General features: G+C 47.6%; 14 protein-coding genes. All 14 read left to right on the forward strand.

Annotated elements, in window-relative coordinates; genetic code table 11:
- The first annotated feature begins 126 nt into the window (after positions 1-126).
- The 14 genes from uvrB (at position 127) to hisG (ending at position 14143) form a co-directional block, all read left to right on the forward strand.
- Positions 127-2109 carry an excinuclease ABC subunit UvrB gene (gene uvrB / locus BVI01S_RS11010; RefSeq protein ID WP_034764316.1) on the forward strand — a complete coding sequence of 661 codons (1983 nt, stop codon included), beginning with the start codon at positions 127-129 and terminating at the stop codon, positions 2107-2109.
- A gap of 7 nt (positions 2110-2116) precedes the next feature.
- On the forward strand, positions 2117-4990 hold the full coding sequence (gene uvrA / locus BVI01S_RS11015) for an excinuclease ABC subunit UvrA (protein WP_061810169.1): 2874 nt from the start codon (positions 2117-2119) through the stop codon (positions 4988-4990).
- A 209-nt stretch (positions 4991-5199) separates the two neighbouring features.
- The gene (locus tag BVI01S_RS11020; RefSeq protein ID WP_061810170.1) at positions 5200-5514 is read left to right on the forward strand and encodes a magnetosome magnetite crystal formation protein family; all 315 of its coding nucleotides are present in this window, start codon (positions 5200-5202) and stop codon (positions 5512-5514) included.
- A 22-nt stretch (positions 5515-5536) separates the two neighbouring features.
- Entirely contained in the window at positions 5537-6667 is a 1131-nt protein-coding gene (locus BVI01S_RS11025; protein ID WP_061810171.1) for a DUF4097 family beta strand repeat-containing protein, read from the forward strand.
- 21 nt (positions 6668-6688) lie between these two features.
- Positions 6689-6892, forward strand: coding sequence for a PspC domain-containing protein (locus tag BVI01S_RS11030; RefSeq protein WP_061810172.1), 204 nt, complete (start codon positions 6689-6691; stop codon positions 6890-6892).
- Positions 6892-7248, forward strand: a complete 357-nt coding sequence (locus BVI01S_RS11035; protein ID WP_034764302.1) for a phage holin family protein — start codon at positions 6892-6894, stop codon at positions 7246-7248. Before BVI01S_RS11030 ends, BVI01S_RS11035 begins: the two co-directional genes overlap by 1 nt.
- A 103-nt stretch (positions 7249-7351) precedes the next feature.
- A complete protein-coding gene (locus tag BVI01S_RS11040) occupies positions 7352-8002 on the forward strand; it encodes a hypothetical protein (RefSeq protein WP_034764668.1) in 651 nt (216 codons plus the stop codon).
- A gap of 128 nt (positions 8003-8130) precedes the next feature.
- Entirely contained in the window at positions 8131-9066 is a 936-nt protein-coding gene (hprK, locus tag BVI01S_RS11045) for an HPr(Ser) kinase/phosphatase (protein WP_034764299.1), read from the forward strand.
- 31 nt (positions 9067-9097) lie between these two features.
- Positions 9098-9934, forward strand: a complete 837-nt coding sequence (gene lgt, locus BVI01S_RS11050; protein WP_034764296.1) for a prolipoprotein diacylglyceryl transferase — start codon at positions 9098-9100, stop codon at positions 9932-9934.
- Positions 9935-9953: 19 nt separating this feature from the next.
- Positions 9954-10919 carry a nucleoside recognition domain-containing protein gene (locus tag BVI01S_RS11055; protein ID WP_061810174.1) on the forward strand — a complete coding sequence of 322 codons (966 nt, stop codon included), beginning with the start codon at positions 9954-9956 and terminating at the stop codon, positions 10917-10919.
- Positions 10891-11541 (forward strand): pyrophosphatase PpaX, encoded by a 651-nt coding sequence (ppaX, locus tag BVI01S_RS11060; protein ID WP_034764291.1) that lies wholly within the window; start codon positions 10891-10893, stop codon positions 11539-11541. The genes BVI01S_RS11055 and ppaX overlap by 29 nt, the downstream gene beginning before the upstream one ends.
- Positions 11538-12077 (forward strand): acyltransferase, encoded by a 540-nt coding sequence (locus tag BVI01S_RS11065; RefSeq protein WP_061810175.1) that lies wholly within the window; start codon positions 11538-11540, stop codon positions 12075-12077. The genes ppaX and BVI01S_RS11065 overlap by 4 nt, the downstream gene beginning before the upstream one ends.
- A gap of 258 nt (positions 12078-12335) precedes the next feature.
- Entirely contained in the window at positions 12336-13523 is a 1188-nt protein-coding gene (locus BVI01S_RS11070) for an ATP phosphoribosyltransferase regulatory subunit (protein ID WP_061810176.1), read from the forward strand.
- The gene (hisG, locus tag BVI01S_RS11075; protein ID WP_034764282.1) at positions 13520-14143 is read left to right on the forward strand and encodes an ATP phosphoribosyltransferase; all 624 of its coding nucleotides are present in this window, start codon (positions 13520-13522) and stop codon (positions 14141-14143) included. The genes BVI01S_RS11070 and hisG overlap by 4 nt, the downstream gene beginning before the upstream one ends.
- Positions 14144-14287 lie beyond the last annotated feature (144 nt).

Below are 14287 nucleotides of genomic sequence, written 5' to 3' on the forward strand. Positions count from 1 at the left end.
TTCGCTTATTGTTGGTTAATAAGGAGGGAAATGTGGTAGAATGTGTATAAATGAATGTGCAGTGTTTAAGATGGGTATAAGTAGGTAAATACAAGGTAGCAGTCCTTTATTATAGGAGGTTTCACGGTGAAAGATCAATTTGAGCTCAAATCTAAATATAAACCAGAGGGGGACCAGCCCCTTGCCATAGAGAAGCTGGTACAGGGAATCAATGAAGGGAAACGGCATCAAACGTTACTTGGGGCGACAGGGACAGGAAAGACCTTCACCGTCTCCAATGTGATCAAGCAGGTTGAAAAGCCGACCCTCATCATTGCCCATAATAAGACATTGGCGGGACAGCTCTACAGTGAGTTCAAAGAGTTTTTCCCCGACAATGCCGTTGAATATTTTGTGAGTTACTATGATTATTATCAGCCGGAAGCATATGTTCCGCAAACGGATACCTTCATTGAAAAGGATGCCAGCATCAACGATGAAATCGATAAATTGAGACACTCTGCCACATCCTCCCTGTTTGAACGGAAAGATGTTATCATCATTGCCAGCGTGTCCTGTATTTACGGTTTAGGTAATCCGGAAGAGTATCGTGAGCTGGTCCTATCCCTCAGGACCGGGATGGAAATTGAACGGAACCAATTGCTTCGTAAGCTTGTGGATATCCAATATGAACGAAATGACATCGATTTTCAGCGCGGGACTTTCCGTGTGCGCGGAGACGTTGTGGAAATTTTCCCTGCTTCCCGTGATGAACACTGTATGCGCGTAGAATTTTTCGGGGATGAAATTGACCGGATCCGTGAAGTGGATGCCCTCACCGGTGAAATCATGGGTGATCGTGACCATATCGCGATCTTCCCGGCTTCCCACTTCGTTACCCGTGAAGAGAAATTACAGGTTGCCATCAAGAATATTGAAAAAGAACTGGAAGAACAGCTGGCGATCATGAAGGAAGACAACAAGCTGCTCGAAGCTCAGAGGCTGGAACAGCGAACCCGGTATGACCTGGAAATGATGAGGGAGATGGGATTCTGTTCTGGGATCGAGAACTATTCCCGCCACCTGACATTGCGACCGGCAGGATCGACACCCTATACGCTTCTGGACTATTTCCCGGATGACTTCCTGATCGTGGTGGATGAGTCCCATGTGACGCTTCCTCAGATCCGGGGGATGTTCAATGGGGACCAGGCACGTAAAAAAGTGCTCGTGGACCATGGATTCCGTCTGCCTTCAGCCATGGACAATCGTCCCCTTCGCTTTGAAGAGTTCGAGAAGAAAACACAGCAGCTCCTCTATGTTTCAGCAACTCCAGGACCATACGAGTTGGAGCATAGTCCTGAAATGGTCGAACAGATCATCCGGCCGACGGGACTTCTTGACCCCGTCATCGAGGTACGTCCGATCGAAGGTCAAATAGACGATCTTTTGGGTGAGATCAATGAACGGATCGAGAAAAACGAACGGGTTCTCGTTACGACTTTAACGAAGAAAATGTCAGAGGATCTCTCTGCCTATCTGAAGGAAATCGGGATCAAAGTCCAATACCTCCATTCTGAAATCAAGACGTTGGAGCGTATTGAAATCATCCGGGATCTTCGTTTAGGGAAATACGATGTTTTAGTCGGGATCAACCTACTCCGAGAAGGTCTGGATATACCTGAAGTATCGCTTGTTACCATATTGGATGCTGACAAGGAAGGCTTCCTGCGTTCGGAACGTTCCCTGATCCAGACAATCGGCCGTGCAGCCCGTAACAGTAACGGAAGAGTCATCATGTACGCAGATAAAATCACCGATTCGATGCAAAAGGCACTGGATGAAACCGAGCGTCGCCGGACGATACAGCAGGAATACAATGAAAAGCACGGCGTGACCCCGACGACGATACAAAAAGAAATCAGGGATGTCATCAGGGCGACTCATGCCGCTGAAGAAGCAGGGGTTTATGAAGGAGAACAGACAAAAGTTTCGAAAATGTCTAAACCGGAGCGACAAAAACTTATTGCTAGCCTGGAAGTGGAAATGAAGGAAGCAGCCAAGGCACTGGACTTCGAACGTGCAGCACAGCTTCGTGATACCATTCTTGAGCTCAAGGCGGAAGGATGAACGAATTATGGCGCAGGATCAAATAATCGTACAAGGAGCAAGGGCTCATAATTTAAAAAACATAGATATCAACATCCCAAGGGATCAACTGGTCGTATTGACCGGACTGTCTGGTTCGGGTAAATCCTCCCTTGCCTTTGATACCATTTATGCAGAGGGACAGAGACGATATGTCGAATCCCTTTCTGCTTATGCCCGTCAATTCCTCGGTCAGATGGATAAGCCCGATGTCGATGCCATCGAAGGATTATCACCGGCGATTTCCATCGATCAAAAAACGACGAGCCGCAATCCCCGTTCAACAGTTGGGACCGTAACGGAGATTTATGATTATCTTCGTCTGCTATTTGCGAGGGTCGGGAAACCGATCTGTCCGAATCACGGGATCGAAATCACCTCCCAGACGATTGAACAGATGGTGGACAGGGTCCTTGAGTATCCTGAAAGAACGAAGCTGCAAGTACTTGCACCCGTTGTTTCGGGCAGGAAAGGCACCCACGTAAAGACATTGGAAGACATCAAGAAGCAAGGGTTCGTACGTGTTCGCATCAATGGCGAGGTACAGGACCTTGGTGAAGAAATCTCTTTGGAGAAAAATAAAAAGCACTCCATCGAAGTGATCATCGATAGGATCGTTGTGAAGGAAGGAGTGGCAGCACGCCTCTCAGACTCCCTTGAAACGGCATTGAGGCTGGCTGATGGTCAGGTGATCATCGACGTCATCGGGGAAGATGAGCTTCTATTCAGTGAACATCATGCCTGTCCATACTGTGGATTTTCCATCACGGAACTTGAACCTAGGATGTTCTCGTTCAATAGTCCATTCGGGGCTTGTCCAAGCTGTGACGGACTGGGGACCAAGCTTGAAGTGGATAAAGAACTCGTCATCCCCAATTGGGACCGCACCCTTGATGAGCATGCGATCGCCCCGTGGGAACCGACCAGTTCTCAATATTATCCATCCCTGCTGAAAGCGGTCTGTGACCATTATGAGATTCCCATGGATATCCCCGTAAAGGATATCCCGAAACATCAGATGGATAAGATCCTTTATGGATCCGGTAAGGATGAAATCTATTTCCGCTACGAGAACGATTTCGGCCAGGTCCGGGAGAACTATCTTCGTTTCGAGGGGGTCATTCCGAATGTGGAAAGACGCTACCGTGAAACGAGCTCTGATTATATCAGGGAGCAGATGGAAAAGTATATGGCGCAGCAGGATTGTCCTGCCTGCAACGGCCATCGTTTGAAAGAAGAGAGCCTCGCCGTGAAGGTGGATTCCCTTCATATCGGCGAAGTGACTGCTTTTTCGATTGAAGAAGCAGAGCAGTTCTTCCAAAAACTCCAACTCTCCGAAAAAGATATGAAGATTGCGAACCTGATCCTCAGGGAAATCCGTGAACGACTTGGTTTCCTTGTAAATGTAGGTCTTGAATACCTGACACTCAGCCGCGCGGCAGGGACGCTTTCTGGCGGGGAGGCACAGCGGATTCGCCTGGCCACTCAGATCGGTTCCCGTCTGACAGGGGTTCTTTATATCCTGGATGAACCGTCCATCGGATTGCATCAGCGGGATAATGATAGACTGATTGATACATTAAAGAATATGCGTGAAATCGGTAATACGTTGATCGTTGTAGAGCATGATGAAGATACGATGATGGCGGCAGATTATCTGATTGATATCGGGCCTGGAGCGGGGGTTCATGGTGGAGAAGTCGTATCAGCCGGAACGCCACAGGAAGTGATGGATGATTCGAACTCTTTGACCGGTCAGTATTTATCAGGGAAGAAATTCATCCCCCTTCCTCAGGAAAGACGCAAGCCAGACGGCCGTTACCTGGAAATTGTGGGTGCGAAAGAAAACAATCTGAACAACGTCAAAGTCAAGCTTCCTTTAGGGATCTTCTCAGCTGTGACCGGGGTATCAGGATCAGGGAAGAGTACGCTGATCAATGAAATCCTCCACAAGTCACTGGCTCAAAAGCTTCATAATGCGAAATCAAAGCCTGGTGAGCATAAAGAAGTGAAGGGTATAGAGCATTTGGATAAAGTCATTGATATCGATCAATCACCGATCGGCCGTACGCCAAGGTCCAACCCGGCGACCTACACAGGTGTGTTTGACGATATCCGAGATGTTTTTGCCACTACAAATGAAGCAAAGGTCCGTGGTTATAAGAAAGGCCGCTTTAGCTTTAACGTCAAGGGTGGCCGCTGTGAAGCGTGTCGCGGAGACGGGATCATCAAGATTGAAATGCACTTCCTGCCGGATGTATACGTCCCGTGTGAAGTTTGCCACGGTAAACGATATAACCGCGAAACCCTTGAAGTGAAATACAAAGATAAAAATATCTCCGACGTCCTTGAAATGACCGTCGAAGATGCAGTGAAATTCTTTGAAAACATCCCTAAGATCAAGCGTAAGCTGCAGACCATCTTTGATGTGGGTCTTGGCTACATCACATTGGGGCAGCCGGCCACCACGTTATCGGGTGGGGAAGCCCAGCGTGTGAAACTGGCGTCTGAATTGCATCGCCGTTCCACAGGCCGCTCTCTCTACATCCTTGATGAGCCGACGACTGGACTTCATGTCGATGACATCGCCCGTCTCCTTGTCGTCCTTCAACGGCTCGTTGAAAACGGGGACACGGTCCTTGTCATCGAACACAACCTCGATGTCATCAAGGCAGCCGACTACCTTGTCGACCTTGGTCCGGAAGGTGGGGACAAAGGCGGCAAAATCGTCGCAACCGGAACCCCTGAAAAAGTGGCCGAAGTACAAGGCTCCTACACAGGCAAATACCTAAAACCCGTCCTCGAACGCGATCGTGAACGGATGAAAAAGAAAATCCGAGAAAAAGAAGAAGTCACTAATTAAACATAAAGGGAGATGCATTATGCATCTCTCTTTTACTTCCTGCTCACTACTAAACGGGGAATATAGAAAAACACCTCCCCATACCTACCCAAACTCAGCCTCCAGATGGAGTCTAGGCACACTTCCCATATGAGAAAATAAGATTATAACAAATGCATTGAAACTTTTTGCCCAGCGTATCGTAAATAATAGTAGAGGAGATGATGAAGATGGAGACCAATAAGGTACTGTCGGCCCTATGCTATTTTAGTATATTTTTTGCCGGCTTCCTTTTTCCCCTGATCGTCTATTTTGTATCCGATCATCCATACGTGAAAAAGGACGCCAAATCAGCGTTTTTATCTCATTTGTTACCGGTCATAGCGGTTCCCCTTGTGTTCGCAGGGTTGGTTATGGATATGGGGGTTTTCGCAAGTGGGGCGGGATTGCCTGTCTTTACCGTCATCATGATCGGTTTAGCCATATTACTTAGTGTTGTCGTGGTCATTTGGAATGTGTATAAGGGCATCAAAGTACTTTTATAATCAATAAAGGGGATGAAAGAGTATGAATGAAGAACGCAAACGCATTTTGGATATGTTGGAAAATGGAACGATATCGGCACAGGAAGCAGTGGCATTATTGGAAGCACTTGAAGAAAAGCCGCATACATCGAAACCGAAAAAAGAGAAGGATTTCCTTGATGAGTTTGTATCGATTTTTCAAGATGAAAAAAAGGATGAAAAAGAGCACTCATCCCATTCAGAGAATCCGAAAGATAAGCTCCTTGATTTCATGAATTCGGCCCTCTCTAAGATCAAGAATTTCGACTTCGACTTTCAATGGAATCAGTCGGTAGAATTGTCCCATGTCTATCAGCAGCCGAATACGGAGTTTGAAAAAATCGATATCGATGTGGCCAATGGGAAGGTGGAATTGATTCCATGGGATGGTGAGGAAGTCCGGGTGGAATGTGAAGCCAAGGTGTATCGCACGGAAGACCATGAAGAAGCGAGAAAGCAGTTCATGGAGAATACGTCCTTTGCCATCGACGGGGATACACTTTATTACTCGACGCAATTAAAGTGGATGAAGGTGGACTCCAAGCTCTATATCCCGAAACACCAGTATAAAAGGATTTCTGTCCGTTTATTCAATGGTGGGTTAAAAGCGGGGGATTTAGAGGTTCAGGACCTTCGTGCCAAGGCAGCCAATGGGAAGATCCAGATCGACCGCCTGACTGCTAAGAAAGCGGAAGTCGAAACATCCAACGGTGCGATCTCCATTTTGAACGCAAAAGCGGATCATATAGAGGCGGAATCCATTAACGGGAAGGTGCATGTTGAAGGTGATATCTCCTACTCCGATGTTCAATCCCTGAATGGAAATATCGTATGTGCATTGACCGGGGAGAAATCCGATACGGTACATGCAAAAACAGTGACGGGAAATATTGATTTGTTTGTTCCTGAAAATATCAATATTTCAGGAGAAGCCAAATCGAATTTCGGTAGTTTCAAGGTCGAACTGCAGGGTATTGATGTATTAGAGGAAAAAAATGAAGTGGTGCAGAAATCGATTCGTTTCAGCCGTAAGACGGATTCAGCGGATAAGCTTCATCTTTTTGCGGAAACAAAAGCGGGATCTGTCCTCATAAAAAAACATGAACAGAAGAATGTTAATAAGGACAACGCATAAGATGAGAAAGAAGGAATAACGATGAAAAAACGATTAGCACGATCAAGGTCTGACCGTAAGCTTGCCGGGGTGATTGGTGGATTGTCCCGTTATGTAGGGATTGATTCAACGATCCTTAGGGTGATCTTCATCATCCTGCTCATTCCAACGGGGTTTTTCCCACTGGCTGTCGTATATGGTTTATTGGCCTTCGTGCTGCCACATGAGGAGGAAGCCATCAGATAATGAGATGGATTATTGGAATTTTAATCAATGCAGTGATCTTTATTGCATTAGCCGGCTTTTTTGACGGGTTTGAAGTGTCGGGGATCGGAGCGGCGATAGGAGCGAGCTTTATCCTGTCGATTCTGAATGTGCTCGTGAAACCGATTTTGATCATCCTGACATTGCCGGTCACGATTTTATCACTGGGACTGTTTCTATTCGTCATCAACGCCATCACGTTATTACTGACGGATGGTCTGATGGGAAGCAGTTTTGAACTCTCAGGTTTCGGCATGGCCTTTCTGGCATCGATCATTTTGTCACTTGCCAATTTGGTGATCCAGAAAGCGGTGCTCGACCCGATGAAAGAGAAATGAATACAAAAGGACTCCGGTTTTCTCTAGCCGGAGTTTTTTTATGATCAAAAAAGGGGTTTCCTATTTTAAAATAGAAATACTTGGAAAGGGGAGTGGTTTTCATATGAAAATGACAACTGGTGTAATCAAGGGATATGGGGAAATCGATGTACCGTACACGCGATTATCCCAGGGAGAAAACGCTGAAGGGATCGCTATCCTCTTGCCGGGGCTCGGTTACAGTGTGCAGGCACCTTTGCTTCATTATTCGACAGGCATATATCTGCAGAAGGGATTTGACGTGCTGCATGTTAACTATCAATATACGAATGCGGACTACGAAAGATTTTCTGTGGAAGAGGTGGACGATGCCTTAAAGTACGATGTGAATAAGGTCATCGATAAAGTATTGCAGGATCATACCTATCCACATATCCACATCGTGGCCAAGTCGTTCGGGACATTGTCTTTAGGGGCTGAATCAGCGAGGGAGTCCCTACAGGAGGCCAAGTTCATCTGGTTGACCCCCTTACTGAAAGAGGATGAAATCTTTCAGGCCATGTTGGATAGTAAGCAGGAGGGGCTTTGTATCATCGGGGATGGTGATCGTCATTATGATGAGGGGAGATTCCATGAACTTAAAACGAATCAACGCCTGGAGGTGCATCTGATCAAAGGTGCAAATCACAGCCTTGAGCATGACTTCAATGTTCTCGATTCCATCTCCACCCATAAAGAGATCATGTCGATCATCAAAGCATTCTCAGAAGCGTAGCCGGGGCTGCGCTTTTGTTCATTCCTTTGACTAAGCAAGCCTCCTTGCGCTTTTCTCCATTATTGCTAAAATAGGTTAGAGTACGCTTATAAATATGAAGCGAGTGTAACGTGAAGGAGGAGCTGCTTGTGGCTAAAGTTCGCACAAAAGATATCGTCGAGAAGTTTAAATTGGACCTTGTCGGCGGAGAAGAGGGTTTACATAGACCGATTACGACGAGTGATATTTCCCGTCCAGGACTTGAAATGGCCGGATATTTCAACTACTATCCCGCCGAACGCATTCAATTACTGGGGAAGACCGAATTGTCCTTCCTGGAATTACTGGATGAATCAGAACGCAAGCGCAGGATGGAAGCGCTTTGTACAGATATCACCCCTGGCATCATTATTTCGAGGGACCTGGAGATACCGGATGAGCTGGTGGAAGCGGCGAATCGATATGATGTCCCTGTCATGCGTTCATCCATGAAAACGACACGGTTTTCCTCAAGACTGACGAATTACTTGGAAAGTAAGCTTGCTCCTACGACGGCCATCCACGGTGTATTGGTCGACATCTATGGGGTCGGTGTATTGATCACGGGAAAAAGCGGCGTCGGGAAAAGTGAAACCGCCCTTGAGCTTGTGAAAAGAGGGCACCGCCTTGTGGCCGATGACTGTGTGGAAATCAGACAGGAAGACATGGATACGTTGATCGGCAGCTCTCCTGAGTTAATCGAACATCTCCTTGAGATCCGTGGACTCGGCATCATCAATGTGATGACGTTGTTCGGTGCCGGAGCAGTGCGGAGCTACAAGCGCATTACCCTGTGCATCAATCTTGAGCTATGGGATAAAACGAAACAGTACGACCGCCTTGGGCTGGAAGAAGAGAAAATGAGAATCATTGATACGGATATTACGAAATATACCGTGCCGGTCCGTCCGGGACGAAACCTTGCCGTCATCATCGAGGTGGCTGCCATGAACTTCCGCCTGAAGCGAATGGGCGTCAATGCAGCCGAACAGTTTACAAACCGTCTGGCTGATGTGATTGAAGACGGGGAGAATGAAGATATCTAAGCTTTACATATAATAAAAAAGGAGAGACATAATGAACGAGAATATAACGCCAATCGATCCTATTGCCATTTCCCTCGGTCCCATCCAGGTACACTGGTATGGAGTCATCATCGGACTTGGAATTGCACTGGGACTTTACTTAGTCATTCGTGAAAGCAAGCGATTAGGTCTTCATCCCGATACCTTTATCGATTTGCTCGTCTGGGCGATTCCCATCGCCATTATCTGTGCCAGGATTTATTATGTGGCCTTTGAGTGGGACAATTATTATGCTGATCATCCCGGGGATATCATCAAAGTATGGAATGGCGGGATTGCCATCCATGGTGCGTTGATCGGATCCGTCCTCACGACGGTTGTTTTTGCAAAAATCAAAGGGTTGTCTTTCTGGAAGCTGACGGATATCGCCGCACCAAGCATCATCCTCGGTCAGGCGATCGGACGCTGGGGGAACTTTGTGAACCAGGAGGCACATGGCGGTGAGGTGTCACGCTCATTCCTTGAAAGTTTGAAGCTTCCTGAATTCATCATCAATCAAATGTACATCGACGGGGCGTATTACCAGCCGACCTTCTTATATGAATCTCTTTGGAGCTTCGCAGGGTTGATCCTGCTGCTTGTTCTGAGAAGAAAAGCCGACTGGCTGCGACGGGGAGAATTGTTCCTCGTCTATGTGATCTGGTATTCAATCGGACGATTCTATGTAGAGGGTCTGAGGACGGATAGCCTGATGCTCGGATCTTTACGGTTCGCTCAAGTGATCTCCATCGTCCTGATCATTGCAGCGATTGCTGTGTTCTTTTACAGAAGAAAAACGGGTCTTGCCCAAAAAGCATACGATGAAAAGACAGATACAGTGAACGCATAACAAAAGGGGAGAGGGAACTATGTGGATGTCATCTTTGAAAAATGGCGGACTCACAGGCTTGAAAACAACGTGGTCGCTGGGGAAAGTCATTTTTCCGATCACGCTGATCGTCTTTTTGCTGCAATACACACCGGTCCTGCCGTGGATCATGGAGAAGATCTCGCCGTTCATGAGGCTTCTCGGTCTGTCGGGCGATGCGGCGATTCCCCTTGTCCTTGGGAATTTCCTTAACCTATATGCAGGGATCGGCGGGATTTTGTCCCTTGATTTAACGGTGAAGGAAGTATTCATCATTGCGGTGATGCTGTCTTTCTCACATAATCTGTTCATTGAATCGACAGTCGCGTCAAAAGTGGGCGTGAAGATCTGGCTGATAGTCACAGTGAGGATCGGACTCGCTCTCCTGTCGGCCGTCATCATCAATCTCGTGTGGAGCGGCGGATCTGACATAGCGAAGTACGGGATGATGCCCCCTCAGCAGGCGGAGCCCGATGGATGGGGAGAAATCGTCTTGCTAGGGCTTGAAAAAGCAGGGTTCGGTGTTCTGCAATTGGCCCTGATCGTCATTCCTCTGATGATCATCATCCAGGTGATGAAAGATCTGAAATGGATGGATGCCTTTTCCCGTTGGATGTCACCTGCCACACGGGCCCTCGGAATGAATGAGAATACGTCGACGACGATGGTAGCTGGACTTGTCATCGGTCTCGCCTACGGTGCGGGTGTCATGATCCAGGCGGTCAAGGAAGACGGGGTAAGTAAGAAAGATGTCACCATCGCTTTCCTATTTTTAGTGGCATGTCATGCAGTGGTGGAGGATACAGTGATCTTCATACCCCTTGGCATACCTGTACTGCCACTTCTTTTGATCAGGCTGGTGACCGCGATCCTGTTAACCATGCTGGTCGCTTATATCTGGAATAAAGTTGATGCCAAGAAAGAAAAGGAGCTGCATTATGAGCAGGATTACAACAATTCTATTTGACTTGGATGGGACATTGATCAACACGAATGATCTGATCATTTCATCCTTTTTGCATACATTGAATCATTATTATCCCGGCCAATACGGGGAAGAAGACGTTCATCCTTTTATGGGGCCGCCTCTTGAAGAGTCCTTCGGCGGGTTGGATCCCGATAAGATGGAAGAAATGTGCGCTCACTACCGCGCCTACAATCACGAGCATCATGATTCCCTCGTGACAGAGTTTGAGGGAGTCTATGAAACCGTGAAGACCCTTTACGACAATGGATACAAATTAGCGATCGTGTCGACGAAGGTCCGTGATGTGGTATTGAAGGGATTGGATCTGATGAATCTTCGTCCGTTCTTTGAGGTCATCATCACCCTGGATGAAGTGGAGAACGCGAAGCCCCATCCGGAACCGATCGAGAAAGCATTGGTGGCACTGGGATCTTCCCCTGGTGAAGCCATCATGATCGGAGACAACCACCACGACATTTTAGCCGGAAAAAATGCTGGCGTGCTGTCGGCAGGTGTTGCCTGGAGTGCCAAGGGAAGGGAACATCTGGCCCACTATGAACCGGACTTCATGCTTGAAAACATGAGGGATTTATTAGCGATCGTGGGAGCCCCGACTGCATGAGACGGACGACCCGCTATCCTGTTGAAGGAGCAAATTCCCTCTGGCACGTATACAAAACCGTACCATTCGGGAAGGTCGTCAAAAATTTCATCGTCATCCAACTCGCCCGTTACACACCGTTTTTAGGGATGAAGAATTGGCTGTATAAAACGTTTCTCCGGATGAAGATCGGAGAACACACGTCATTCGCCCTGATGGTGATGCTGGATGTGATGTTTCCCGAGAAGATTTCCGTGGGACGGAATACGGTCATCGGCTATAATACGACGATCCTTGCCCATGAGTATTTGATCAAGGAGTACCGCCTGGGTGAGGTGGAGATCGGATCGGAAGTGATGATCGGTGCCAACACGACGGTTTTACCGGGCGTGAAGATCGGAGACGGCGCCATCGTCTCGGCAGGTACCCTTGTACATAAAGATGTGCCGGCAGGGGCATTCGTCGGTGGAAACCCGATGAAAGTCATCTACACGAAAGAGGAGCTTGCCGAAAGGTGGCGGGAAGATGCCATCTATGGATTGAATAAAGAAGAATAAGGGAAAAGGCAAAGATAGAGTGAATTCTGTCTTTGCCTTTTTTATTATTATGAAAATGGCAGATAACCGAGCCACCGACCTCCCCTGACCATTCACCCCGCAAAAACGGTTGACGAATAAAAAAAGAAACGCTACACTACAAATAACTTTATTTTATTAGCACATTAGCGAACTAAAGGATTTCTGAATAATCGAGAAGTAGTAACAATCCCTCATTAAGGGAAAAATAGATGAATTAATACGCCAAAGGTGGTTCTTATGACTAAGTTATTTATGTTCGAGAAGCCATTGGGAATGAGAGATACATTTCCTGATTTATATGAAATCAAAGATCAGACGAAGAAGAAAATGGAACAGGCCATGAAGCTGTGGGGGTACCGGTTCATTGAAACCCCGAGCCTGGAGTATTATGAAACCGTTGGGGAAGCATCGGCCATCCTCGATCAACAGTTATTCAAGCTATTGGATCAACAGGGGCATACACTGGTGCTCAGGCCGGATATGACAGCCCCGATCGCGCGGATTGCAGCATCGAAGCTATTAAAAGAAGAAGCGCCTCTCAGACTTGCCTATTCAAATTCAGTCTTCAGGGCCCAGCAGCGGGAAGGCGGACGGCCGGCAGAATTTGAACAGGTGGGGATCGAATGTATCGGGGATGATTCCGTCAGTGCCGATGCCGAAGTGATTGCCCTTATGGTGTCTGTCCTCAAAGAAGCAGGCTTGGAGCATTTCAAGATTTCCATCGGGCATATCGGGTTCGTACAGGAACTGTTCACTCAAATCGTCGGAACCGAAGAACGGGCAGACACGTTAAGACGATATTTATATGAAAAAAATTATGTCGGCTACCGTCAGCATGTCAACGAACTGGCCCTTTCATCCATCGATAAGGAGCGGCTGTTCAGGTTCCTGCAATTACGGGGATCGGAAGACGTGCTCGGTGAAGCGCATAGCCTCCTCGAGGGAGGAAAGGGACTCGGTGCATTGGAACAACTGAAAGATCTGTGGAGTATTTTAAAAGATTATGAAGTGGAGAAATATGTGAAATTCGACTTGAGCCTTGTTAGCCATATGAGCTATTATTCCGGCATTTTATTTGAAGTGTATGGGGAGAATGTCGGGTTTGCCATCGGAAATGGCGGTAGATACAATAAGCTCCTTGAAAAGTTCGGTAAGAATTCCGGGGCGACAGGCTTCGGATTGCGCCTTGACTACGTACTGGAAGCGATGCAGGTTGAATTATCTTCCACCCTTCAGCAGTGTGTACTGTTCAGTGATGAGCGCAGGAAGGAAGCCATCGGCCTTGCGCGTGACTTGAGGAAGGAAGGGGTCGAGGTTGTACTGCAGAACTGGAAGGGTGTAGGAGATGTGGACGAGTTCACGAAGGGGTTCAGCAATGTCCACTTCGTCGTGGGACAGGACCGGAAAGGCGGTGAGACATCATGAGTTCATTAACCATTGCCATGCCTAAAGGCAGGATATTCGAAGAAGCAGTGGAACTATTAAGGAAGGCGGATTACAACCTTCCACCTGAATTCGATGATTCACGAAAGCTTATCATCGAAGTGCCCGAAGAGGATCTGCGTTTCATCCTGGCGAAACCGATGGATGTCCCGACCTATGTGGAACATGGTGTCGCTGATCTGGGGATTGCGGGGAAAGACGTCATGCTCGAAGAAGAAAGGGACGTATACGAGCTCCTCGATTTGCGGATCAGCGGATGCTATCTGGCGGTAGCGGGACTGCCGAACACGAAGATGAGTGATGTGGCGCCGAAGATCGCGACGAAATACCCGAATGTCGCTTCATCCTATTTCCGGGAGCAGGGGGAGCAGGTGGAAATCATTAAATTGAACGGTTCCATCGAACTCGCCCCATTGATCGGACTTGCCGACCGCATCGTCGATATCGTATCAACGGGTCGTACACTGAAAGAAAACGGCCTGGTCGAATATGAAACCATCGTCGGCATCACCTCGCGCCTCATCGTCAATCCCGTCAGCTACCGCATGAAAGACGAAAAAATCGAAGACCTCGTCACCCGGCTGACACGCATCATCGGGTGAGAGGGACGGACCTCTCTTGTTCGAGTCCGGAATGTAGTGGTGGCAGGCATTTAAGAAGCTTTTGGGGCGGAATATCGATGGAAATCGAGGTCCGTCCCTCTAAATAGAGATTACATAGGGAAGCTGGTCCTGATTACGGGTCCG

Source organism: Rossellomorea vietnamensis NBRC 101237 (assembly GCF_001591825.1).
Taxonomy (GTDB): domain Bacteria; phylum Bacillota; class Bacilli; order Bacillales; family Bacillaceae_B; genus Rossellomorea; species Rossellomorea vietnamensis.

Bases quoted from the DNA above. Each gene is read 5' to 3' on its own strand.
- uvrA (WP_061810169.1), top strand. From the start codon at position 2,117: ATGGCGCAGGATCAAATAATCGTACAAGGAGCAAGGGCTCATAATTTA.
- BVI01S_RS11020 (WP_061810170.1), top strand. From the start codon at position 5,200: ATGGAGACCAATAAGGTACTGTCGGCCCTATGCTATTTTAGTATATTT.
- BVI01S_RS11025 (WP_061810171.1), top strand. From the start codon at position 5,537: ATGAATGAAGAACGCAAACGCATTTTGGATATGTTGGAAAATGGAACG.
- BVI01S_RS11030 (WP_061810172.1), top strand. From the start codon at position 6,689: ATGAAAAAACGATTAGCACGATCAAGGTCTGACCGTAAGCTTGCCGGG.
- BVI01S_RS11035 (WP_034764302.1), top strand. From the start codon at position 6,892: ATGAGATGGATTATTGGAATTTTAATCAATGCAGTGATCTTTATTGCA.
- BVI01S_RS11040 (WP_034764668.1), top strand. From the start codon at position 7,352: ATGAAAATGACAACTGGTGTAATCAAGGGATATGGGGAAATCGATGTA.
- lgt (WP_034764296.1), top strand. From the start codon at position 9,098: ATGAACGAGAATATAACGCCAATCGATCCTATTGCCATTTCCCTCGGT.
- BVI01S_RS11055 (WP_061810174.1), top strand. From the start codon at position 9,954: ATGTGGATGTCATCTTTGAAAAATGGCGGACTCACAGGCTTGAAAACA.
- ppaX (WP_034764291.1), top strand. From the start codon at position 10,891: ATGAGCAGGATTACAACAATTCTATTTGACTTGGATGGGACATTGATC.
- BVI01S_RS11065 (WP_061810175.1), top strand. From the start codon at position 11,538: ATGAGACGGACGACCCGCTATCCTGTTGAAGGAGCAAATTCCCTCTGG.
- BVI01S_RS11070 (WP_061810176.1), top strand. From the start codon at position 12,336: ATGACTAAGTTATTTATGTTCGAGAAGCCATTGGGAATGAGAGATACA.
- hisG (WP_034764282.1), top strand. From the start codon at position 13,520: ATGAGTTCATTAACCATTGCCATGCCTAAAGGCAGGATATTCGAAGAA.